General features: G+C 73.8%; 23 protein-coding genes. 11 read left to right on the forward strand and 12 right to left on the reverse strand.

The window, feature by feature from the left end; translation table 11 throughout:
- Nucleotides 1-155 precede the first annotated feature (155 nt).
- From BM385_RS18405 to BM385_RS18430, 6 genes are all read left to right on the forward strand, one after another.
- Nucleotides 156-584 (forward strand): ATP-binding protein, encoded by a 429-nt coding sequence (locus tag BM385_RS18405; protein ID WP_078575890.1) that lies wholly within the window; start codon nt 156-158, stop codon nt 582-584.
- The gene (locus BM385_RS18410) at nt 581-847 is read left to right on the forward strand and encodes a hypothetical protein (RefSeq protein ID WP_019432782.1); all 267 of its coding nucleotides are present in this window, start codon (nt 581-583) and stop codon (nt 845-847) included. Before BM385_RS18405 ends, BM385_RS18410 begins: the two co-directional genes overlap by 4 nt.
- The gene (locus BM385_RS18415) at nt 844-1,209 is read left to right on the forward strand and encodes a hypothetical protein (RefSeq protein WP_093843708.1); all 366 of its coding nucleotides are present in this window, start codon (nt 844-846) and stop codon (nt 1,207-1,209) included. The genes BM385_RS18410 and BM385_RS18415 overlap by 4 nt, the downstream gene beginning before the upstream one ends.
- A 61-nt stretch (nt 1,210-1,270) precedes the next feature.
- Complete coding sequence (locus BM385_RS18420) at nt 1,271-2,203, forward strand: LysR family transcriptional regulator (RefSeq protein WP_093843709.1); 933 nt, start codon at nt 1,271-1,273, stop codon at nt 2,201-2,203.
- A gap of 42 nt (nt 2,204-2,245) precedes the next feature.
- Complete coding sequence (locus BM385_RS18425) at nt 2,246-2,788, forward strand: DapH/DapD/GlmU-related protein (RefSeq protein ID WP_093843710.1); 543 nt, start codon at nt 2,246-2,248, stop codon at nt 2,786-2,788.
- A gap of 63 nt (nt 2,789-2,851) precedes the next feature.
- Complete coding sequence (locus BM385_RS18430; protein ID WP_093843711.1) at nt 2,852-3,406, forward strand: GNAT family N-acetyltransferase; 555 nt, start codon at nt 2,852-2,854, stop codon at nt 3,404-3,406.
- A 70-nt stretch (nt 3,407-3,476) separates the two neighbouring features.
- Here BM385_RS18430 and BM385_RS18435 read toward each other — a convergent pair whose 3' ends face one another.
- From BM385_RS18435 to BM385_RS18480, 10 genes are all read right to left on the reverse strand, one after another.
- Nucleotides 3,477-4,127 (reverse strand): hemerythrin domain-containing protein, encoded by a 651-nt coding sequence (locus BM385_RS18435; protein WP_019432777.1) that lies wholly within the window; start codon nt 4,125-4,127, stop codon nt 3,477-3,479.
- The gene (locus BM385_RS18440) at nt 4,124-4,750 is read right to left on the reverse strand and encodes a DUF6875 domain-containing protein (RefSeq protein ID WP_093843712.1); all 627 of its coding nucleotides are present in this window, start codon (nt 4,748-4,750) and stop codon (nt 4,124-4,126) included. Before BM385_RS18440 ends, BM385_RS18435 begins: the two co-directional genes overlap by 4 nt.
- A gap of 18 nt (nt 4,751-4,768) precedes the next feature.
- Entirely contained in the window at nt 4,769-6,565 is a 1,797-nt protein-coding gene (locus BM385_RS18445; protein ID WP_093843713.1) for an acyl-CoA dehydrogenase, read from the reverse strand.
- Entirely contained in the window at nt 6,562-7,668 is a 1,107-nt protein-coding gene (locus tag BM385_RS18450; RefSeq protein WP_093843714.1) for a pyridoxal phosphate-dependent aminotransferase, read from the reverse strand. The genes BM385_RS18445 and BM385_RS18450 overlap by 4 nt, the downstream gene beginning before the upstream one ends.
- Nucleotides 7,669-7,760: 92 nt before the next feature.
- Nucleotides 7,761-8,768: an acyl-CoA desaturase gene (locus BM385_RS18455; protein ID WP_019432773.1), complete on the reverse strand. Its 1,008-nt coding sequence runs from the start codon at nt 8,766-8,768 to the stop codon at nt 7,761-7,763.
- A 44-nt stretch (nt 8,769-8,812) separates the two neighbouring features.
- Nucleotides 8,813-9,769: an SDR family NAD(P)-dependent oxidoreductase gene (locus tag BM385_RS18460; RefSeq protein WP_093843715.1), complete on the reverse strand. Its 957-nt coding sequence runs from the start codon at nt 9,767-9,769 to the stop codon at nt 8,813-8,815.
- A gap of 4 nt (nt 9,770-9,773) precedes the next feature.
- Entirely contained in the window at nt 9,774-10,781 is a 1,008-nt protein-coding gene (locus tag BM385_RS18465; protein WP_093843716.1) for an SDR family oxidoreductase, read from the reverse strand.
- Complete coding sequence (locus BM385_RS18470) at nt 10,778-12,106, reverse strand: FAD-dependent oxidoreductase (RefSeq protein WP_093843717.1); 1,329 nt, start codon at nt 12,104-12,106, stop codon at nt 10,778-10,780. The genes BM385_RS18465 and BM385_RS18470 overlap by 4 nt, the downstream gene beginning before the upstream one ends.
- Before the next feature lies 1 nt (nt 12,107).
- Entirely contained in the window at nt 12,108-13,019 is a 912-nt protein-coding gene (locus BM385_RS18475; protein WP_093843718.1) for an SAM-dependent methyltransferase, read from the reverse strand.
- Nucleotides 13,016-13,252 carry an acyl carrier protein gene (locus tag BM385_RS18480; protein ID WP_246338276.1) on the reverse strand — a complete coding sequence of 79 codons (237 nt, stop codon included), beginning with the start codon at nt 13,250-13,252 and terminating at the stop codon, nt 13,016-13,018. Before BM385_RS18480 ends, BM385_RS18475 begins: the two co-directional genes overlap by 4 nt.
- Before the next feature lie 218 nt (nt 13,253-13,470).
- Here BM385_RS18480 and BM385_RS27235 point away from each other — a divergent pair, with 218 nt between their 5' ends.
- The 3 genes from BM385_RS27235 to BM385_RS18495 are packed head-to-tail and all read left to right on the forward strand — an operon-like array spanning nt 13,471 to nt 16,974.
- A complete protein-coding gene (locus BM385_RS27235) occupies nt 13,471-15,357 on the forward strand; it encodes a thiamine pyrophosphate-binding protein (RefSeq protein ID WP_093843719.1) in 1,887 nt (628 codons plus the stop codon).
- Between the two features lie 7 nt (nt 15,358-15,364).
- Nucleotides 15,365-15,961, forward strand: a complete 597-nt coding sequence (locus tag BM385_RS18490; protein WP_019432766.1) for an SRPBCC family protein — start codon at nt 15,365-15,367, stop codon at nt 15,959-15,961.
- Complete coding sequence (locus BM385_RS18495; RefSeq protein WP_093843720.1) at nt 15,958-16,974, forward strand: 3-oxoacyl-ACP synthase III family protein; 1,017 nt, start codon at nt 15,958-15,960, stop codon at nt 16,972-16,974. The genes BM385_RS18490 and BM385_RS18495 overlap by 4 nt, the downstream gene beginning before the upstream one ends.
- Before the next feature lie 47 nt (nt 16,975-17,021).
- Here BM385_RS18495 and BM385_RS18500 read toward each other — a convergent pair whose 3' ends face one another.
- Both BM385_RS18500 and BM385_RS28250 read right to left on the reverse strand, forming a co-directional pair.
- A complete protein-coding gene (locus BM385_RS18500; protein ID WP_019432764.1) occupies nt 17,022-17,747 on the reverse strand; it encodes a 4'-phosphopantetheinyl transferase family protein in 726 nt (241 codons plus the stop codon).
- 2 nt (nt 17,748-17,749) lie between these two features.
- Complete coding sequence (locus BM385_RS28250; protein WP_107407824.1) at nt 17,750-19,624, reverse strand: LuxR C-terminal-related transcriptional regulator; 1,875 nt, start codon at nt 19,622-19,624, stop codon at nt 17,750-17,752.
- Nucleotides 19,625-20,059: 435 nt separating this feature from the next.
- On the opposite strand from BM385_RS28250, the gene BM385_RS18510 reads away from it, so the two are divergent.
- Both BM385_RS18510 and BM385_RS18515 read left to right on the forward strand, forming a co-directional pair.
- Entirely contained in the window at nt 20,060-21,703 is a 1,644-nt protein-coding gene (locus tag BM385_RS18510) for an AMP-binding protein (protein ID WP_093843722.1), read from the forward strand.
- Nucleotides 21,704-21,723: 20 nt separating this feature from the next.
- Nucleotides 21,724-22,740, forward strand: coding sequence for a beta-ketoacyl-ACP synthase 3 (locus tag BM385_RS18515; protein ID WP_019432762.1), 1,017 nt, complete (start codon nt 21,724-21,726; stop codon nt 22,738-22,740).
- Nucleotides 22,741-22,786 lie beyond the last annotated feature (46 nt).

Raw genomic sequence — 22,786 nt, forward strand, 5'->3', positions numbered from 1 at the left:
GTCCGATGCCATCTAACAACGTTGTGAATCCGGCTGGTTGCAAAATCCGGATATTGCCTGCACTCTAGGCCGTAGCGACACAGCGTGCCTTCGGGGTGACTGTTGGTGGTGCCCCTCTTGGCGACAGGGTCGCGCCTACCGGCCTGGAGGGTGCCATGAGCAGTTCCGTACGAGTGGCCTACGACCAGAACGTGTACGGGCAGTCGTTAAGGGCCGATGGCCGCAGCATCGAGTGGTGGCGGCGGGAAGCGGCTGAGGTGTTGCTGGCCTGGGGTGGGTCGGCGGGGGCGGTCGAGCTGGTGCGGTTGGGGGTCAGTGAGTTGCTGTCCAACGTCATCCGGCATGTGGCCGAGCCCCGTTGCTACCTGCGGATCGTCCGGATCGGGAGCGAGGTCACGGTGCAGGTCTTCGACCGTTCCGTCGAGATGCCCGTCATCGGGGAAGCGCCCGACTGGGACGCGGAATCCGGGCGCGGATTGTGGCTGCTGCGGGAGATGGCCACCCGCTTCGGGTGTGAACGCACCGGGCACTGCGCCGGGAAGATCGTCTGGTTCAGCTGCGACCTGTTCGGGGACCCGCGATGAGCGCGCACGACACCGACGAGCCGCCGCAGTGGGTCAGCGTCACGCTCGACGTTCCGGTGCAGCGGGTCCGGGAGTGGGACCGGATCGAGGTGGGGGGCCGGACGGAAAAGGTGGAGTCGGTGACGGTGCTGCACAACGGGCGGCGGCTCAACTTCGTTCGGGGTGGGCGGCTGACGCTCAGCACCGGACGGGTGCTCACCGTCCGCCGGATCGTCGACGGGCGGCGTACCGAAGAACCACCGCACGGAAGCCGAGGCGCATGACCGCTCCCACTCCTCTCGCCTGGCTGCACGCCGGGGAGTTCACCGGCTGGGCGCAGACCGGCCGGTGCTCCATGTGCCGCACCGACGACGTACCGGTCCTGTGGGCCGGGTCCGTCGTCGCCCACGGCCGTGCCCGGGCCGTCCGTGCCTGTGGCTCCTGCCTCGCCACCCTGCGCGCGTTCGTCCGGGGCGAGCAGGACGGCCCCTGCGCGCCGACCCGGCACACCACCGGCGACTTGCGCCGGCCCGCCCCGGCCGCCGGGCGCCGCGCCTCGGTGGACCGGGCGTTCACGACCATCACCGTGCTGGGCCTGGCCGCGCTCGCCGCGAGTGTGGCCAGCGCCTGGTGGACGGTCCGGTGATCCCGGACAACCGGCCTCCGGTGAGCCACAACCGTTGGTTGTGGCTCCCTAGGATCCAGTCGTGGACACCGAAGCACTGCGATCATTCGTCCGGGCCGCCGAACTCGGCCAGTTCCGGACCGCCGCCGACGAACTGGGCGTGACCCAGCAGGCGATCTCCAAGCGGATCGCCGGCCTGGAACGCGAACTGGAAGTACGCCTGTTCACCCGCACCGCACGCGGCGTCGAGCTGACCCGGGACGGCCACACCTTCCTCCCGCACGCACGCGGCGTCGTCGCGAGCGTCGAACGCGCCCTGACCGCCGTCCGGCCCGGCGCCCGCACCCTGCGGATCGACGTGCTCGGCCTGCGCACCGCCCAGGCCGTCATCCTGCACGAGTACTGGCGCTCCCGCCCCGGCAGCCGGATCGACGTGGTCACCCTCAAGGTCACCGACCCCTGGGAGGCGGTCGCCGCCGTGGCGGCGGGCGAGGTGGACGCGACGTTCCGTACGGTCACCGACCCGGCCGGGCTGCCGCCCGGCATCCGGATGCGGCACGCGTTCGACTCCCCGGTGGAACTGCTCGTCGGCCCGAAGCATCCGCTCGCCGGTGCGGTGAGCCTGACCCCGCGCCAGTTGCGCAAGCACCGCATCTGGGTGCCGGGCATCGCGCCCGGCAGCGAATGGGCCGACTTCTACGACCAGTTGGTCACCGAGTTCGACCTGCGCGTGGACGCGGCGGGCCCGCACTTCGGGGACGAGGTGCTGCTGGACGTTCTCGCGGAGTCCGGGGACGTGGCCACCCTTGTCGGCGCCCGCGACCGCTACGTATGGCCGGAGCACCAGGACCTGCGCCGCATCCCCATCGCCTCGCCCAGCCTCGCGTACCCGGTCTCCCTCATCCTGCCCAGCACCCATCCGCATCCCGAACTGCGGGGCGTACTGGCCCACTTCGCGTCCCTGCCCCGGCTGCCGGAGGACACCTGGGTGCCGTCCTGGGCCACCCGGCCCTGATACGGCCCCCGCTCTCCCTGCCAACCGAAAGGACACACCACCATGCCCAGCGACCGTCTCATGCTGGTCGACAGCGACCAGTTCCGTACCCACATCGAACGGGTGCAGCAGGTCACCGACCTCACCTCCCGCCTCAACGTGCTGCCGTTCGGCGACGAGGACGGCAAGGCCGCCCTGTTCGAGCAGATCCTCGGGAAGCCGCTGCCGGAGGGGACGGTGATCTACCCGCCGTTCTTCACCGACCACGGGTTCCGGCTCGACCTGGCCGAGCGGGTGTTCATCAACCAGAACTGCACCTTCCTCGACTACGCCGGTATCCGGCTGGCCGAGGGCGTGTGGGTCGGCCCGAAGGCCACGTTCATCACCGGCGGCCACCCCGTCGACCCCGCCGAACGGCAGCTCTACATCACCGGCGCACCCATCGACGTGGCGGAGAACGTGTGGATCGGCGCGGGCGCCACCATCCTGCCCGGCGTCAGCATCGGCCGGGACGCGGTGATAGCCGCAGGTGCGGTCGTGGCCGACGACGTACCGCCCGCCTCCCTGGTCACCGGGGGCAAGGCGACCATCCGCCGCCAGTGGTGAGGCACCCGGGCGGGCCCGGGAGACGGTGGACGGCCCGTCGCAGCCTTCGGTAGGTTGCCCGGCATGACCGGCACCGGTACCGCCTCCGCCGACTGGCCGCCCACCCCGATCCGTACCGGGCGGCTCGTGCTCCGCGCGGCCGAGGGGCGGGACCGGGCGGCGTTCATCGCGTTGTTCGCCTCGCCCGAGGTGACGGCTTACACCGGCGGACCCCGGCCGCGCGATGAGCTCGAACGCACGGCCCCGGCCGTCCCCGGGCAGCGCCCACGGTGCTTCGTCGCCGAACTCGACGGGACGATGATCGGCATGGTCACGCTCGATGAGCGGGACCCGGAACGCCCCGGACCGGCCAGGCCCGATGCCGGACGGGTGGAGCTGGGCTATCTGTTCCTCCCGCACGCCTGGGGCCACGGGTACGCGGCCGAGGCGTGCGCGGCGGTACTCGGCTGGTACGCCGCCGCCCACCCCGGCGAGCCGGTGGCGCTGTGCACGCGGACCGACAACGACCGGGCGTTGCGGCTCGCGGTCACGCTGGGGTTCACCGAGGTGGAACGGTTCGCGGCGTACGGCGCCGAGCAGTGGCTCGGCGTGCGGCACCCGGCCCGGCCGGCCGGCTGAGGCGAGGCGGGGCGGTCCGGGCGGCTCGGGCGGCCCCGGCAGCACCGGCAGCACCGGCACCCCCTCAGCGTCAGTAGTGCTCGCCGAACGCCGCGCGCTGGCGGCGTTCCAGGCGGGAGCGCATCAGGGCCGCCACCGGCTTGGCCGGGACGCCGCCGCGTTCGGAGTCCTCCGCCACCGAGGCCAGCCACGGCGGCATGAACGTCAGCGTCCAGCGGGCCGCCGACTTCACCATCGACTTCTCGAACCGGGCCCACAGCTTCGGGTCCAGGGCCGGGGCCAGCCGGCCGGCGAGTTCGCGTTCCTCGTCCGCCGTGTGCACGGCGAGGAGTTCGCGTACCCCGGTGGCCGCCTTCGCCAGGTCGGCGGCGCCGGTGCCGTCCGGTGACAGCGCCTCGATCGCCCGGCCGAACCCGTCCAGCCGGCCCTCCAGCGCGGCGTGTTCCTCCTGGAGCAGGGTCAGCGCCTCCTCGTCCGCGCCGCGCTCGCGCAGCGCCGGCCACAGCACCTCGTCCTCGCCCTCGTGATGGTGGTGGATCAGCTCGGTCAGCCTGCGGGCGTACGCCGCCAGGTGGCGGGTACGGTCCGGGTCCGGGGCGCCGGCGAGGGCGGTCGCGGTGCGGGCGATCCGGTCCAGGTCGCGCAGCATCGCGCGGTGGGCGAGGATCATGGTCTTCAGGCCCGGGGAGGTCACGGTCTGCTGCCTTTCGTCGTCGGTCACACCAGGCTGCCGCCGGCCGCCACCAGCGCGCCGGAGTCGAAGAGGCGGACGTAGTGCGGGTCCACCCGGTCCGGTGAGCGGTACAAGTGGCCGTAGTGCTCCTGGTACGTGGTGAACCAGTCGGGGCGGTGGTGGAGGAACAGGATGTCGTGGAACGCCATCCGGCGCACCACCATCTGCGGCAGCGGTGAACGGTTCGCCGGGAACGCGGGGTTGCGGGCGGCCCGCGCGTCGCACTCCGGGTGCATCTGGCCGAGCATCAGCCCGCGCGAGACGGCCTCGTCCTTCACCTCCTCGTACACGTCGTCGATCAAATGCCACTGGTGGGGCCGGAGCCCGTCGAAGACGACGATCAGCGAGTCCAGCGAGGTGGGACGGTCGGCGTACCGCTCCTCGAAGGCGTCCATGGCGGTACGGATGAGCGCCGTCATGCGCGGCGCGCCGTCGCCCGGCAGCCAGCGGCAGCGCACGCCGTGCAGCACGCCGGAGCGCCGTGCGGGCGCGACGAACGGGCACACCGGACCGTCCCGGCCCAGCTCCGGGTGCGGTGCGGTGACGTAGCCGGTCAGCCAGCCGGACAGCGCCGCCTCCTGTTCGGCGGTCAGCGGCAGGAAGGGATGCATCGATGGGCCTCCTCGGGCTCAGAACGCCGCGTCCGGCAGGCTCATCAGCCGCTCGTCGCGGCGGCCGACCGTGTGCAGCTGGGCGGCGACCAGCGGCAGGACGTCGTGGGCGAAGACCGACGCGGCGGCGATCTTCCCCTCGTAGAACGCCCGGTCGGCCGGGCGCACTTCGCCGGTCAGCCGCTCGGCGGCCACGGCCGCCCCGCGCAGCAGCAGCCAGCCGGTGACCACGTCGCCGGCCGCCATCAGCAGCCGGGTGGTGTTGCGGCCGACCTCGTACAGCGCGTCCGGGGTCTCGAAGCTCGTGAGCAGATGGCCGCCCAGCGTCTCGGTGATGCGCCGCAGCGCGTCCGCCGCGTCGCTCAGTTGCTCGCGCTCGGCGGCCAGTTGCCCGCCGCCCGCCTCCGAGGCGGCGAACGCGGTGATCTCGGCGGCCAGCGCGGTGAGGGCGGCGCCCTGGTCGCGGGCGATCTTGCGGAAGAAGAAGTCCATGCCCTGGATCGCGGTGGTGCCCTCGTACAGGGTGTCGATCCGGGCGTCGCGCAGATACTGCTCCAGCGGGTGGTCCTTGAGGTACCCGGCGCCGCCCAGGATCTGGAGCGCGGCGCTCAGCTGCTCCCAGGACCGCTCGGCGCCGTACCCCTTGACCAGCGGCAGCAGCAGGTCGCTCAGCGCCCGGTTGCCGTCGTCCTGGGCGCACGCGGTGTACAGGACGAGGGCGCGCAGGCCCTCGGCGTACGCCTTCTGGGTGAGGAGGGAGCGGCGCACCTCGGGGTGGCGGATGATCGGCACCCGGGGCGCGCTCTTGTCGGTCGCCCGGGTGAGGTCGGCGCCCTGGAGGCGCTGGGTGGCGTAGGCGACGGCGTGCCGGTGGCCGCTGGAGAGGGTCGCCATGGCCTTGGTGCCGACCATCATCCGGGCGTGTTCGAGGATGGTGAACATCTGCCGGATGCCGTCGTGCCGTTCGCCGACCAGGTAGCCGACGGCCGGTTCCGCCTCGCCGAAGGTGAGTTCGACGGTGGCGGACGCCTTGAGGCCCATCTTGTCCTCCAGGGCGGTGGCGCGGACGCCGTTGCGCGCGCCCAGGGCGCCGGTGGACCAGTCCGTCACCCGGTACTTGGGGACGACGAACATCGACAGGCCCTTGGTGCCGGGGCCGTGGCCCTCGGGGCGGGCGAGCACGAAGTGCACGATGTTCTCGGACAGATCGTGTTCGCCGGAGGTGATGAAGCGCTTGACGCCCTCGATGTGCCAGCTGCCGTCGTCCTGCGGTACGGCGCGGGTGCGCAGTGCGCCGACGTCGCTGCCCGCGTCGGCCTCGGTGAGCACCATGGTGCCGCCCCACTCGCGCTCCACCATGGTGCGGGCCAGGGTGCGCTGCTCGTCGGTGCCGAGGGCGTGCAGCACGGAGGCGAACCCGCCGAAGGACTGGTACATGTGCAGCGCCGGGTTGGCGCCCATGAGGAGTTCGGTGACCGCCCACTGGAGCGAGGGCGCCACCTGCGAGCCGCCCAGCTCGGGGGGCAGCCACAGCCGGTGGTAGCCGGTGTCCATCCAGGTGCGGTACGCCTTGGTGAAGCTGTCCGGCAGCGAGACGGCCTGGTCGAGCGGGTGGTACGCGGGCGGGGTGCGGTCGGCGTCGACGGTGGCGTCGGCGAGGGCGTCGACGGCGAGCCGGGCGACCTCGGCGAGCAGGGTGCGGGCGGTGTCCTCGTCGGCGTCGGCGTACGGGCCCCGCCCGTACACCTCGCCCCGGCCCAGTACCTCGAACAGGGTGAACTCGATGTCCCGGACGTTCGGCAGGTAGTGGCTCATGCGGCGTGCTCCATGGTGCGCAGGACGGCGGCGAGGGCGGTGACGGCCCGTTCGACCTGGGGGACGGTGCCGACGGTGATCCGCAGGTGTCCGGGCAGGCCGAGCAGGGTGAGGTCGCGGACGAGGACGCCGTGTTCGGCGGCGAGCCGGGCGGCGACGCGGGTGCTGTCGGCGACGGGCAGGGCGGCCAGCACGAAGTTGGCGGCCGAGGGGGTGACGGACACGCCGATGGTGTCCAGGGACTTGGTGAGGTGTTCGCGGGCGCGGGCGGTGCCGGTGCGGACCCGCTCCAGGTGGCCCGGCTCGGCCAGGGCGGCGAGCACGGCGCGCTGGGCGGGGCGGCTGACGCGGAACGGCAGGGCGCGGGCGGTGCGTTCGATGCGGGCGACGCGCTCGGGCGGGCCGATGAGGACGCCGAGCCGGACCGAGGCCAGGCCCCAGGCTTTGGAGAAGGTGCGCAGCACGAGGGCGGGGGCGCCGTCCCGTACCCGGTCCAGGGCGTGGTCGTGTTCGGGGCCGGCGAAGTCCAGGTAGGCCTCGTCGAAGACGAGTTGGCCGGGCGCGCCGTCGGCGGCGGCCAGCAGGGCGGCGGTCCCGGCGCGGTCCAGGACGGTGCCGGAGGGGTTGAGCGGGTTGCAGACGAACGCCAGGTCGGTGCCGTCGGCCAGGGCGTGCGCGAAGGCGGTGGCCGGGACGGCGTACCCGGGGGTCAGCGGCAGGGCGCGCAGCCGGGCGCCGACCGCGCGGGCGGCTTCGCCGTAGCCGGGGAACGTCCGCTCGGTGCAGGTGACTTCCGCCTGCGGGCCGGCGGCGAAGGTGAGGGCGGTGAGCAGGATGAGTTCGTCGACGCCGTTACCGACGGTGAGCATCGCCGGGTCGACCGCGAAGTGCCGGGCGAGGGCGGCGCGCAGCGTGCGGGCGGCGGGGTCGGGGTAGTGCGGGAGATGGCCGGCGGCCTCCTCGCGTACCGCGTCGACGGCGCCGGGCGGCGGGCCGTACGGGCTCTCGTTGAGGTGGAGCCGCAGCCGGCCGGGGGTGCCGGGGCCGGTGCCGGGACCGTCCTCGTCGTCGTCGGACCGGAAGAAGGAGGCTTCCTCGCTCATCGTGTACTCCCTGGGGTGGCGGCGGTGGGCGGTGCGCCCGGCCGGCCGCCCGGGCCGGTGGCACCGGGCGGCCGGGTGGGTCGGCCGGGCGGCTACTCGACGTCCACCAAGGAGGGCTTGGCGTCGGCCGAGCGCTCCGCGAGCGGGACGATCTCCTGCTGGCTGGCGAGCAGTTGCTGCCGGTCGGCGCCGGCCGCGCTGACCCGGGAGATGCCGGCCTCGCGGAGCGTGAGCCGCTCGGTGTCGATGCGGACGACCTTCCAGGCGAGCCGGGTCTTCTCCAGGCTCCAGATGAAAATGGCGCTGATGTCCACCTCGTACCAGCGCATGCCGTGCCGGGCGGAGCGCGGGAACGCGTGGTGGTTGTTGTGCCAGGCCTCGCCGAAGGACGGGATGGCGAGCCAGGCGACGTTGCGGGACTCGTCGGTGGTGGTGAAGCGGCGGCGGCCGAAGACGTGGCCGATGGAGTTGACCGCGTACGTGAGGTGGTTGACGAGGAACAGCCGCACCAGGCCGCCCCACAGCATGCCGGTGAGCAGCGCCGTCCAGTCGCCGCCGGTGAAGGCGAAGCCGAGCAGGCCGGGCAGGGCGATGCCGGCGAGGACGACGAGGACGAAGTTCTCACTGATCCAGCGCAGCGGCTTCTCGCGGGTCAGGTCGGGGCAGTAGCGCAGCGGGTCGGAGGTGAGCCCGGTGTCGAAGAGCCAGCCGAGGTGGGCGTGCCAGACGCCGGCCAGGGTGCCCTTGACGCCGGGCTCGAAGCCCAGGTGCGGGCTGTGCGGGTCGCCTTCCTTGTCGGCGACGCGGTGGTGCCTGCGGTGGTGGGCGGCCCAGATGATGGGCGGGCCCTGGCCGGCCATGGCGCCCCAGGTGGCCAGGGTGTAGCGGATCGGCTTGTACGTCTCGAAGGAGCGGTGGGTGAGCATCCGGTGGTAGCCGGTGGAGACGCCGAACCCGCAGATCACATACATGATCACCAGGACCGCGAGGTCGCTCCAGCCGAAGATGCGGTTCCACAGCAGGACCATCGCGGCGATGATCCCGATCAGGGGGATGATGGACGCCGCCAGGATGAACCAGCGGTGTTCCTTGCCGTCCATGCGTCAGGTGCCTTTCCGGGTCGGGTCGGTCAGGGAGTGCCGGTTCAGGAGGTTCCGGCGGAACCGGCGGACGTACCGGTGGCGGCTGCCGTGGCGGCGGCCACCACGCGGTTGAGCCGGTCCATGCGGGTGGCCAGCGTCATCCGGCCCTCCAGCCGGAAGGCGGGCGGGCGGCGGCCGTCCACGTCGTCGAAGCCGTACTCCTCGGCCAGGTCCCCGGTGGTGAGGACGGTGCCGGCCCGTTCGGCGACGGCGGGGTCGGCGGCGAGGTGGGCGACGGCGCGGCCCACGTACTCCACGGAGTGCAGGACGGCGGCGGGCCCGGCGCTCAGCGCCTCCCAGGCGGCCTCCACCCGCTCGGTGCGGACGAACCCGGGGTGCAGGGCGAGCGCGGTGACGCCGTGTTTGCGCAGGTCGGCGGCGAAGGCGCGGTTCAGGCGGTCGGAGCCGTGCTTGAACACGTCGTAGGCGGCCTGCCCGAGGTAGGTGTCGCCGTCGGTGAAGCCGATGCCGATGACCAGCCCGGCGCGCTGCGGCAGCATGAGCGGGACGAGCAGCCGCGTCACGTCGTACTGGGCGCGCAGCGAGGCGGCGCACAGGTCGTAGCGCCACATCGGCTGCTGCCAGAACGGGGCGTCGAAGCGTACTTCGGCGGAGCGTTCGTAGCCGGCCCAGGCGTTGTTGACGAGCAGGTCGAGCCGGCCGTGCCGCTCGCGCACCAGGTCGGCGAGCGCCCGGTTTCCGGCGTCCTCGGTGTGGTCGCAGCGCACGGCGATGCCGGTGCCGCCGCGTGCGGTGATCTCCTCGGCGACGTCCTCGACGGTGCCGGGCAGGCCCTCGGTGCGGTCGCCGGTGCGCGAGGAGCGGCCGGTGACGTACACGGTGGCGCCGGCCGCGCCGAGCGCGAGCGCGATGCCGCGGCCCACGCCGCGGCTGGCGCCGGTCACCACGGCCACGGTGCCGTCCAGCCGGGGCGGCTGCCAGCCTTCGCCTTCTGCCATGGGTTCAGTTCCCTTCGGGTGGGGCCGACGCGTACCGCAGGGTGCGCAGGTAGGCGTCGGTGTCGCGGACGTCGGGCAGCCCGAAGCGGGCGCGCAGTTCGGGCAGGGAGGTGGGCAGGACGCCGCCGGAGGCCATGGTGACCTCGCTGACGTCGCGCAGCACCGACAGATAGGAGCGGGCGAGCGGGGTGAGGCCGGACAGGTCCCGGCCGCGCTCGCTGTCGGGGTGCACGACGGGCACCTGCGGCAGGGTGCGGCCCAGGCTCGCGGCGTGCTCGGCGCACACGGCGAGGGTGGTCTCCATGTCCATCGCCTCCGGGCCGTAGGTGACCCAGAACTCGCCCTCGTCCACGCCCTGTTCGATGGCGCGCAGTACCGCCTTGGAGAGCAGGTCCTGGGGCACGATGTCAGTGCGGTTGCCGGGGTGGGCGAGGATGAACGGGGCGCGGCCCCGGCACATCCAGTCCGACAGCAGCTGGACGACCTGGCCGCGCGAGGTCCAGCCGGTGCGGGAGTCGCCGATGAGGTTGGTGGGGCGGAAGACGGTGTGCGGGACACCGCTCTTGGCCAGCAGCTGTTCGGCGGTGAGCTTGGAGCGGACGTACGGGGCGGTGATGTTGGTGTCCGGCAGCGGGGCCGCCGCGCCGGGCAGCAGGGCGGCGACGAACGCGGTGGACATGAAGTGCACGGCGGCACCGGCCGTTTCGGCGAACTCGGCGACGCGGCGGGTGCCTTCGATGTTGACCGGCTCGTACCGTTCGGCGGGCAGGCCCCATTCGGTGAGCCCGGCCGAGTGGATGACGACATCGACCTCGGCGGCCAGCGCCCGGTAGGTGCCGGCGTCCAGGCCGAACCGGTCCCGGGTGAGGTCGCAGTGCACGGTGCGCACCGCGCGGCCGGCGTCGATGGGGCCTCGGGCGGCGGCGATCAGCCGGACGTCGGCGGGCTCGCGCAGCAGCGACTGGCCGACGACGCCGCCGGCGCCGGTGAGCAGGACGGTGGGGGCGCTCATGACCGGCCCTCCCGCCACTCCATCAGCCGGGTCACGCCGCGTACTCCGGCCGCCAGCAGCGGCTCGGGCGGGAAGGACGGCTGGGAGCGGCCGGGGCCGTCCACGTACAGCAGCCGGGTGAAGTCGGAGTCCTTGCCGAGGACGAGGTCGCGCAGCACCTTGCCGCCGGTGTGGGTGGCGGAGATGCCGTTGCCGCAGAAGCCGTACCCGTACAGGATGTTGCCGGGCAGGGTGCCGAAGTGCGGGGCGAAGTCGCGGGTGATGTCGATGGTGCCGCCGTAGGCGTAGCGGAACCGTACGTCGTCCCACATCGGGAAGAACCGCCGGAACTCGCGGAGCAGTTCGCGGTAGGCGCGCGGCTCGTTCATGCGGCGGCGGCGCAGGTCGCGGCCGGCGAAGTACAGCACCGGGCCGCCCGCCCACAGCACGCGGTTGTCGGCGGTGAAGCGGGCGCAGGTGAGGAACGTCTTGGCCTCGACCAGTCCCTCGCGGCCGGCCCAGGCGATCCGGCCCAGCTGGGCGTCGGTCAGCGGGTCGCTGACCAGGGCGTAGCTCCACACCGGCAGGACCTTGTTGCGGAAGCCGGGGAAGGTGAACTGGTGGGCGTTGGCGGCCAGGACGACCTTGTCGGCGGTGATCTTGCCGCCGGGGGTGTGCACGGTGGGCCGGACGCCGGGCCGCACGCGCAGCGCCGGGGTGCGGTCGTGGATCGTGACGCCCTGCTCGCGGACGACGCGGGCCAGGCCCCGGGCCAGCTTGTACGGGTTGATCAGCGCGCCGCCGGTGCGCAGCGCGCCGGTGAGGGCCGGGGAGCCGATGATGTCGCGGGTGGCGCGGGCGTCCAGGAGTTCGGGCGCGGCGCCGCCGCTGAGCCGGGCGGCGAGCGCCCGGTCGTGGGCGAGCCGTTTGAGCTGGGCGGGGCTGGTGGCGGCCAGCAGGTAGTCGTTGGCCTCCCAGTCGGCGTCGATCCTGTTGCGGCGCAGGAAGCGGCCGATCTCCAGGATGGAGCGGCCCACGGCCTGGGACGCCTCGGCGGTGCGGCGCTCGCCGAACCGCTCGACGAGGGCCTGGATGTCCTTGCCGATGGTCGGGGTGACGAAGCCGTCGGCGCGGCCGGAGGCGCCGTAGCCGGAGTGTTCGGCCTCCACGATGTGGATGTCGAGGGCCGGTTCGGCCTGCTTGAGGAAGTGCGCGGTCCACAGGCCCGCGTAGCCGCCGCCGACGACGGCGACGTCGCAGTCGATGTTCTCGCGCAGCGGCGGTCCGGGCTCTGCCGGTGCGGTCTCGTGCCAGTAGACCACCTTTTTCAGCTCGTCCAGGCGCATGTCACCGCACCTTTTCGAAGGTGATGCGGGCGAGTCCGAGGTGCCGCCGGTCGAAATGGTCGGCGGCGGAGCGCAGATAGCGCTCGTAATGCGCGGTGGTCTCCTCGCCGACGAGCGCGATCGCCTCGGTGCGGCGGGCGGTGAGGCGGCGGTGCCATTCGCGCAGGGTGCGGCTGTAGTGCGGGGCGTCGTTGCGGAGCGAGACGACGTCGAATTGCCGCTCGGCGCCGTGGATCACTTCGGAGAGCGCGGGAATTTCCGACTCCGGGAAAATCATGTCCATGATGAACAGCTGATCGCGGACCGTGGCCCGGTCCATGACGACGTTGTTTCCCTTGACATTGGTCTGGAGCGCGAGCCGGCCGCCCGGCGGCAGCCAGCCGGCGCACCGCTCGAAGAACTCCCGGTACGCCGCCACCCGTTCGGCGCGGGACAGCCCGGGCGCGGCGAAGTGCTCGAAGGCGCCGATGGAGATGATGGCGTCGTAGCCGTCCCCCTCGGGCCGGTGCTCCTGCCAGGGTTCGAGCCGCACCTCGACGCCGGGCAGCGCCTGCTCCCGTACCCGGGCGGCCTGCGTCGCGCTCAGGGTGAGCCCGACGGCGGCCGGCACCTCGTACACCTCGGCGAGCCGGCGCAGCAGGCTGCCCCAGCCGCAGCCGATGTCCAGCACCCGGCGGGCGCCGCCGGCCCGGGCCTGCTCGACGAGGTGGTCCAGCTTGCGGCGCTGGGCGCACTCCAGGGTCTCGGCCGGGTCGGCGGGCTCCTGGTAGAGCGCGCAGGTGTAGGTGAGCGAGGTGTCCAGCCACAGGGCGTAGAAGTCGTCGGAGACGTCGTAGTGGTGCTGGATGGCCTCGGCGGTGGCGCCCTGGTTGAGAACGGCGCCGGGCGCGGTGGCGGGGGCGGGGGCGCTCATGCCTCCACGCTGCCGAGCTTGGTGGCGCGGGCCAGTTCGACCAGGTCGCCGACGGTCTTCACATTGGCGGCCTGACCCGGGTCGAATTCGATGCCCACCTCGTCCTCGATCGCGTAGACGATATCGGCGATCTGGAGGCTGGAAAGGCCCACGGTTTCGAATTCCGTATCGGCGTTGAGCGTGTGCTGGGCGGCCTTGGCGCCCAGCTTCTTCGCCATGAGATCGCAGACCATGGAAACGGTGACCATCGGGAACTCCCTGGCTGTCCGGTGGATGGAGGACCACACCCTAGGTCGGCGGCACCGGGCGGCGGCATGGCAATCCGATAGCAGCAATCTGTCAGGGCAAGCGCCCTGTCATGGATGGCAAGTTGCTGCGGGTGGCGGGGCGTTGGCGCGCGGCATAGAAAGGCCGGACCCCCGCACCACGACTTCCGGATCGGGCCACCACCATGGGTCACTCATCGCGCACGGTTGATTACATCGTCGCTTTCCTGAGGAATCAGGGGCTGCACGATGTGTTCGGAGTGGACGGAGCGAATATCGAGGATCTCTACGACGCGGTGCAGTCGGCCGGGGCGCCGCTGCGGGCCCTGGTGGCCAAGCACGAGTTCTCGGCCGCGACGATGGCCGACGGCTACCACCGCGCCTCGGGCCGCCCGGCGGCGGTCGCCGCCACCTCGGGCGCCGGGGCGATGAACCTGGTGCCCGGGCTCGCCGAACTGCGCGCCTCACGGGTCCCGGCGCTGGCGCTGATCGGCCAGCCCCCGGCGGCGCTCGACGGCACCGGCTCCTTCCAGGAGACCTCGGGCGCGGCCGGCACGATGGACGCGGAGCGGCTGTTCGCGGAGATCGGCGTGTTCTGCGCCCGGGTGCGGGAGCCCGGGGAGATCGTGACGCTGCTGCCGCGCGCGTGGACGGCCGCGCTCACCGCGCCGGGACCGGCCGTGCTGCTGCTGCCGAAGGATGTGCAGCAAGCGGTACTCGGTGCCGGTGCCGCACCGGGGGGCGGACCGGGCCCGGTCGAGGTGCCCGCGCGCCCGCTCTCCCCGCAGCGGACCCGCCGGGAGGCGGCGCGCGTCCTGGCGGACGCGGCGGCGGGCGGCGAGGTCGTCGTGCTGGCGGGTCCCGGGGTGATCCGCGCCGACGCCCGGAGCGAATTGGCTTCGCTTGCCTCGGCGCTGGACGCGCCGGTAGCGGTGGCGCCGGACGCCAAGGACGTGTTCGACAACGGCGATCCGCGCTGCCTGGGCGTGCTCGGGCCGTCCGGGGTGCCGGAGACGGACCGGCGGATCGGGGCGGCGGCGGCCGTGGTGCTGGCCGGCAACCAGCTGCCGCAGCTGGCGGGCGGCGCGCTGCGCGCGCGACTGGCGGACGTCCCGGTGGTGAGCGTGGACGGCGGCACGGCGCCGCTGCTGCCCGTGGACCACCCGCGCCTGATCCGGCTGACCGGCCCGATCGGTGCGGAACTCGACGCGCTGGCAGACGTGTTGCGGGCGGCGGCGGGAGCGACTGCGGCGGGGGCGGGGGCGGCGGGGCTCGCACCGGCTGCGGCGCCCGCCGCATCGGCGACGGCGGCGACGGCGGCAGCGGCCGACGTACCGCCCGCACCGGCGACGGCCGACATACCGCCCGCACCGCCCGCACCGCCCGCACCGGCGACGGCCGACGTACCGGCCGGATCGCCCGTGTCGGCGACGGCCGACATACCACCCGCATCGGCGACGACCGCTGCGACCGCGACCGGCGTACCCGCCCCGCCGGACGGCGCGGCGCTCGATCTGCCCACCGCTCTCGCCGTCCTCGCCCGCCGGCTCCCCGACAACGCCCAACTCGTCGTCGACGCCGGGAACACCGGCGCCACCACCGTCCACCAGGTGCCCGCCCCCGCCAAGGGCCGGTTCATCACCGCGCTCGGCATGGGCGGCATGGGCCACAGCTTCGGCGCCGGCATCGGGGCCGCGCTCGCCACCGGTGCGCCCACGTACGTCGTGGCCGGGGACGGCGCCTTCTACATGCACGGCATGGAGATCCACACCGCCGCCGAACTCGGCCTCCCCATCACCTTCCTGATCGTCAACAACAACGCGCACGCCATGTGCCACACCCGCGAGCAGGTGTTCTTCTCCGGCGACTACACCTACAACCTCTTCCGGCCCGCCCGCATCGGGGCCGGGGTCGCCGCACTGTTCCCGGGCGTGCGGGCGCTGCACGCCGCCGACGCCGCCGCGCTCGACCGGGCGCTGGCCGAGCCGCCGGACGGGCGCCCCGTCCTGATCTCCATCGACACCGACCCGCACCAGGTACCGCCGTTCCGGCCGTTCCACACCCACAGTTAGGACCGCCATGTCCAGCAGCATCGACGACATCCCCGGCCTGATCCGGATCGAGAACACCCCGCAGGAGCAGGCCATCGGCCTCGCCGCCTCCTACACCCCCGGCCCGTCCCCGTTCGTCACCGTCGAGGAGTACATCGACGCCCCGCCGCAGGCCGTCCACGCCTACCTCAGCGACATCCGCAACCTCGACGAGTTCACCTACAGCACCCGCGCCTTCCAGCCCGTCGAGGGCAAGCCGGGGCTGTACGAGGGCCGGGACCCGCTCGCGCACCCGGACACCAAGATCTTCATGCGGGTCGAGTCCGACCCGTCCGCGCTCACCGTCGACATGCACTGCGCCTGGGACCAGGGCGAGGAGCTGTGGATGGTGTACCTGCACCGGATCGTCGACGCGCGCACCGTCCTCGGCAAGCCCGGCTCCGTCGTGCTGTGGACCAACAGCCGCCACCCGTACTACGACAAGAACCCGTTCCCCGAGCTGGCCCCCACCCCCGAACGCCCGTGGGTCGGCGACTTCTGGGACATCTTCGCCGCCGCGCACGCCCTCGAACTCCAGAACCTCAAGCGCATCCTGGAGCACCGGCACGGGGGCGGCGCCGCGTGATAACCGTCAGCCTGCTGGAGGTCGCCTCCTACCTCCCGCCCCGCAAGGTGCCCACCCAGTACTTCCTCGACCACCAGGACCCGGACAGCCCGCTGGCCGACAGCACCATGTTCGGCGCGCCCGCCTTCCGGCACCACGTGGACCGCGACGAGAGCGCGGCCGACATGATCGAGAAGGCCGCCCGCGTCCTGCTGGACCGCATCGGGCCGCGCGAGGCGTCCCAGATCGATGTGGTGCTCACCAACGTCCTGCTGCCCGACCTGCCGATCACCGGCGCCGGGGCCGAGGTCAGCCACCGGCTCGGGCTGCGCCCCGACTGGGTGCTGGACGCGCACAACGGCGGCTGCGCCTCGTTCATCCACATGCTGCGGCTGGCCCGCGCGCTGATCGGCAGCGGGCAGGCGCGCGCCGCGCTGCTGTGCAATGTGCAGAACTGCGCCGGGAACGTCATGACCCAGTCCGAGGTGCGCAAGCTGCCCGAGGCGGTGGTGCCGGGCGACGGCTGCGGTGTCGCCTACGTCGCCGCCTCCGAGGAGTCCCCGGTGCTGGCGATCGAGACCCGCAACCTCGGCGAGTACGCCAAGGACTGCGGGCTGACGCTCGCGGACGGCCGCAAGTACTGGGAGCCGGGCGAGTCCCAGGTGCACGTCGGGTTCACGCCCGGCAAGATCGCCGACATCGTCGAGCGGGGCAACCGGCTGGTGCCCGAGACGGTGCGCGCGGTGTGCGACCGGCTCGACATCGAACCGGGCGATCTGGACACGCTGATCACCAACCAGCCGAACCGGGTGTTCCTGCGCAAGTGGCAGGAGCGGCTGGACATCAAGCCGGACCGGCATCTGGACACCTACGACCGGTTCGGGAACCTGTTCGGCGCGGCGGTTCCGGTGACCCTGGACCACGGGCTGCGGGAGGGCCGGATCCGGGACGGCTCGCTGCTGATGCTGGCCGGGTTCGCGCACGCCGGCGACTTCGCCGGGGCGGCGGCCGTCCGGTGGCGGGCCGCCGCGTGAGGATCCGGGGCCCGGTGCGGCTGCACCCGCGCCGGGCCCCGGTGCGCCTACGTCCGGGCGGTGCCGGCCAGGGCCGCGTCGCCGCCGTCGCCCGGGCCGGCGACGGCGGCCACCAGCGCGCGGCCCAGCGGGAGTTCGGCCACCGGCCAGCGGCTGCCGCCGGGCGGGCGGACCGTACCCGTCCGGTGCCCGGCGGGCCAGGCGCCGGCCAGCACCTCGATCGCGTGCAGCCCGGCGGCCGTTCCGGTGCCCAGCACCTTGCCGACCGCTTCCTTGCGCACCCAGCCGCGCAGCGCCTCGCGCTGCCGCCACGCCGCCGGGAGGCCCGCGATGCGCTCCCGCTCGGCGGCGCTGAAGCAGCGCCGCAGCACGGCCGGGCCGACGCCGCCGCCGGGTGCGTCGCCGGCCGCCTCCACATCGACGCCGACCGGTCCCGCGTGCGACAGCGCCAGCAGCCACCAGGGGCCGGAGCGGGACACGCTCAGCCACAACCGCCGCTCCTGGCCCAGCAGGACGGGCGGCCCGTGCCGCTCGCTGCCGCAGCCGGGGCACGGGGTGCGGCCCCAGGCGAGCCGTTCCGGCGCGGTGCCGAGCGCGGCGCCCAGGGTGCGGCGGATGCCGGCCCGGGCGGCGATGTAGTGCGCGCGGGCGGCCGGGTCGGCGATGCGGTGGGCGCGGGCCCGTTCCGTACCGTCCAGCAGGGCGCCGTCCACGGCCGGGCGGGGCGCCGCCGGGGCGTGGCCGAGCCAGACCGCGCACCGCAGCCCGGGCACGGTCAGCCGGCGCGCTGCCCCAGAATGCGGGCCACATGAACGCGCGAGGGGCAGCCGAGCTTGCGCATGACCTGCCGCAGATGGTTGACGACGGTCCATTCGGAGATCTCCAGTTCCCGGCTGATCTGACGGTTGGTGAGGCCCTTGGCGACCAGCAGGGCCACCTCGTGCTGGCGCGGGGTGAGTCCGGCGCCGGGCAGCACCGCGGGTACCGCCTCCGGTGGCGCCGGGGCCGGGGGCGGCGGTGGCCCGGGCACGACCAGGGGCACCGGTACGGGTACGGCGACCGGTGCCGGTACGGCCAGGACCGGGGGCGCGAGTTCGGGACCGGGACCGGGCGCCGCCCGCCGGGCGTCCTGGAGGGCGGCGAGCACTTCTTCGGCCTGGTACGGCAGGCCCGCGTCGCCGCGCCCGCTGAGGGCGATGGCGCGGCGCAGGGCGTCGGCGGCCCGGTCCGGGTCGCCGGTGCGGGCGGCCAGCCGGGCCAGGGTGAGCAGCGCCGCGGTCGCCGGGCCGCGCGCGGGCGGGCCGCCGTGGGCGGCGGCGTGTCCGGCGCTCTCCTCCAGCTGTGCGGCGTACTCGGTGCCGCCCGGACCGTCCGGGCCCGCCATCACCAGCAGCAGCCGCAGCACGTCGGCGTACCGGCCGGCCGTGCGCAGGTGGCGGACGGCGGCCCGCAGGTCGGGCATCCGCTCGGCGATGGCGGCGGCCCGGTGGGTGTCGCGGTCGCCGGGGGTGAGGGGCGCGGCGCGGCCGACGCGTTCGGCGAAGGCCAGGCAGATCCCGGCGTGCCGGGCGCGGGCGGTGGCCAGGGCCGCCGGGTCGCGTTCCAGCTCGCGCCGGTAGTGGCTGCGCGCCATGTGGGTCATGGCGAACGAGTAGCCGCCCAGGCCGTTGTCGACGCTGACGAGCAGCCCCTGGTGGACGAGGCGGCGCAGCCCGCCGGAGATCTCCTCGCGGCCGATGCCGCTCAACTGCCGTGCGGTGTCCAGGTCGATGCGGGACTCGCACACCGACAGCCGTTTCAGCAGGGTGATGTCCTCCTCGCGCTGGGCGCTCTCGCCCCAGCTGAGCGCGTGGCCGACGGAGCGGTGGCGGGCGGGCACGTCGCGCAGCCGGGCGCGGGCGGGGTACTCGCCGCGCCGCAGCCGGCCTTCGAGTTCGCCGGGGCTGAGCGGGCCGATGGCCTCGGCGGCGATCTCCAGGGCCAGCGGGATGCCGTCCAGGAGGGCGCAGACGCGGGTGACGGCGGCGCGTTCGGGGGCGCCGGTGATGCCGTGCCGGTAGTACGGACTGACCCGTTCGGTGAACAGCCGCTCCGCGTCGCCGTCCTCGCCGGTCGGCAACGGGCCGACGGGGATGAGGTGTTCGGCGTAGACGTCGAGCGGGGTGCGGCTGGCGCACACCACCACCGTCCAGGGTGCGGCGGCCAGCAGCCGCAGGACGCCGTCTGCGACCGCGTCGACGACGGGGTCGCAGTTGTCGAGGAGGACGATCTGCCGGCCGTCCGCGTTGCGCGGCCCGGTGCCGGCGAGGGCCGCCAGGGTGGAGCCGACCGCCGTGTCCGTGCCGGCGTCGGCGAGGTCGAGGGCGACCACGGCGCTGTCGCCCCGGGCGGCACGGGCGGTGACGGCGGCGCGGGCGAGCGCGCTCTTGCCGATGCCCGCCGGGCCGCAGAGGGTGACCAGCCGGGGCCCGGGGGCCGCCAGCAGATCACCGAGGCGGCCGAGTTCGGGGGCGCGGCCGATGAGCGGCGGCGCCGGGTGGGCCCATATGGAAGGTTCCTCGTCGTCGCGTCTGGCGGCCTCCTGGATGTCGGCCCCCGTGTATTCTCGGCGAATCCTGTTCGTCCGGCTTACTTCAGAGCGAATGCGCATGCGCGTCGCCCCCGTTCGCCAGCGTCTCTGCACACATTGTTCCCCGTGATGCGCTTTCGATTTCATCCCGCCGCATCCAGTTCACGGTTTTCGGCGAGATCAAACCGGTTGACAGATAAACTTGCTGGATGGTGCAGCCGGCCCGGCCGCGGCCGTCGGATAAGTGCCGCTCATCGAGGGTCCGGCAGCCTCATCCTGCCCCAAACCCGTCCCCTTCGCCAGTACTTGGGGGACATTGCTTCCGGCTACACATAACCCCCGGGAACCTTGCCCGTTCGGCGCCCCGGCGCTACTGACGAGCCCGGCGCCGACCGCGGCACCGGATTCCCCATACGGCTTCTCCACCATTCCGGGCGGCATTGCCCGGACACCGCGAAAAGACCCGTACCAATGGCCGTCTCCGTCCGATCGACAAGAAACAAGGGGGACATTTCGATGCGGTTGTGGAAGGCGCTCACCGACGGCTCGGCGCGCGGCACCCTGCACGCCTGGGCCGGCGAGGGCTTCGAGCACACCCCGTGGCGCCGGGTCGCCGAGGACGCCCACGCCTGGGCCGCCGGGCTGCGCGCCGCCGGGGTGCGGCCCGGCACCACGGTGGCCGCCGTCGCCACCAACAGCCCGGCCACCGTGCGCGGACTGCTCGCGATCTGGCTGGCCGGCGGCGTACCGGCCTCGCTGCCGCTGCCCACCCGGGGCCAGAGCCCGCGCGAGTACGGCCAGGTGCTCACCGCGCTGACCGAACGGCTCGACCCGGTGCTGCTGCTGGCCGACGACGCGATCCTCTCGCTCGTCCCGCCCGCCCTCACCCGGTCGCTGCCCACCGGCACCTGGCACCTGCCCGACACCGGGCGGCGCCTGGACCCGTGCCCGCCGGGCCCCGACGACCTCGCCTTCATCCAGTACTCCTCCGGCTCCACCAGCACCCCCAAGGGCTCGGCGCTCACCACCCGCGCCATCGAGGCGCAGCTGGACCTGCTGCGGCATCTGACCGGCGGCCGGCCGGGACGGGACACCGGAGTCTCCTGGCTGCCGCTCTCCCACGACATGGGCATGTTCGGCTGCCTGCTCTACTGCTGGGCCCACGACTTCGACTTCGTGCTCTCCACCCCCGAGCGCTTCGCGATGGCCCCGCGCAGCTGGTTCCGGGACCTGGCCGAGTACGGGGCCACGCTGACGGCCGGCACCTCCACCGCCGTCCACCTCGCCGCCCGCGCCCAGGGCCGGGGCGCGCTGCGCGGCGGCCTGGCGCGGCTGCGGACGGCGGTGATCGGCGCGGAGCGCGTCGACTGGGGCAACCTGGCGGCGGCCCAGGAGCGGTTCGGCCCGCACGGCCTGTCCCGCACCGCGTTCCAGCCCGCCTACGGCATGGCGGAAGCGACCCTGGCGGTGGCCGGCAAGCCCTGGCAACAGGAGCCGCTGGCCCGGGACTTCGACGGGGAAGCACTCGGCGCGGGCCTGGTGCGGGAGGTCGGCGCCGACCATCCGCGCGCCACCCGGCTGGTGTCCTGCGGCCGGGCGCTGCCGGGCGTCGAGCTGGCCACCGGCGGGACGGCGGCGGACGGAACCCTCGGCGAGATCACCGTCGGCTCGCCCTCGCTGGCCACCGGCTACTACGCCGACCCGGACCGTACCGCGGCCCGCTTCCCCGGCGGCGACCGGCTGCGCACCGGCGACCTCGGCTTCCGGCACGGGGGCGAACTGTACGTCGTGGGCCGCGAGGACGACATGCTCTCGGTCGGCGGCCGGAAGGTGTACGCGGGCGAGATCGAGTCGGCGATCGAGGGGCACACCCAGGTCCGCAAGGGCTGTGTGGCGGTGGTGGACGCCGGGACCGGCGGACTGCCCCGGCTGGTGCTGCTGCTCGAACCCCAGGGCAGGCCGCGGGACTTCGTGCCGATCGCCGACCTGGCCGCCTCGGTGGCGCTGGAGAAGTCCGGGGTGGCCCTGGCCGAATGCCTCTTCCTGCCGCGTGGGACCCTGCCACGAACGCCCAGCGGCAAGATCCAGCGTTTCCGCTGCCGGACACTGCTCGACAGCGGGCGTTTCGACCCGCTCGCCCGGGTAACATTCGCCGACTGAGGATGAGAAAGGCCAGCACGATGAAGCCTCGGATCACCCCCTCCGGCCGGCATGCCACCGGCGGCGCCCCGCACGCCCGGATCTCCGGCGTGGGTGGCTACCGTCCGCACCGGCTGGTCGGCAACGCGGAGGTGTGCGAACGCATCGACTCCTCCGACGCGTGGATCCGCGAGCGCACCGGGATCGTCACCCGGGGCTGGGCAGGACCGGAGGAGACCCTGACCGAGATGGGCTCGGCCGCCGCAGGCAAGGCACTGGCGGCGGCGGGGATCACGGCGGACGCGCTGGACTGCGTCATCGTGGCCACCTTCACCCATCTGTGGCAGACCCCGGCCGCCGCCACCGCGATCGCCCACCGGCTCGGCGCGCACGGCGCGGCGGCCTTCGATCTGTCGGCGGGCTGCGCGGGGTTCGTCCACGCGCTGTCGCTGGCGGCCGACACGGTACGCGCCCGGGGCGGCCACGTCCTGGTCATCGGCGCCGAGCGGATGACGGACCTGCTGGACGTGGAGGACCGCGCCACCGCGATGATCTTCGGTGACGGCGCGGGCGCGGTGGTGGTCAGCCCGTCCGCCACGCAGGCGATCGGCCCGGTGGTGTGGGGCGCGGACGGCGGCCAGTGGGACGCGGTGACCCAGACCGCGCCGTGGGACGCGCTGCGCACCGACCCGGGGCTGCGCTGGCCGGCCCTGACGCAGAAGGGGCCGCAGGTCTTCCGGTGGGCGGTGTACGAGGTGTCGAAGGTGGCGCAGGAGGCGGTGACGGCCGCCGGGCTGACGCCGCGTGATCTGGACGCGTTCATCCCGCACCAGGCGAACGTCCGCATCATCGACGGGATGGCCAAGCGCCTCGGGCTCACCGGTGACACGGTGATCGCGCGCGACATCGTCACCACCGGCAACACCTCGGGCGCGTCCGTCCCGCTGGCGATGGAGGCGGTGATGGCCACCGAGGACGTCGGCAGCGGTGATCTGGCCCTGCTGGTGGGCTTCGGCGCCGGCCTCTCGTACGCGGCCACGGTGGTCGCGCTGCCCTGAGCCGCCGACGCGACCCGCCCGACCTGCCCGGGACGCACCACGGCCG

It is taken from the genome of Streptomyces harbinensis, assembly GCF_900116145.1.
Classification (GTDB): Bacteria; Actinomycetota; Actinomycetes; order Streptomycetales; family Streptomycetaceae; genus Streptomyces; species Streptomyces carpaticus.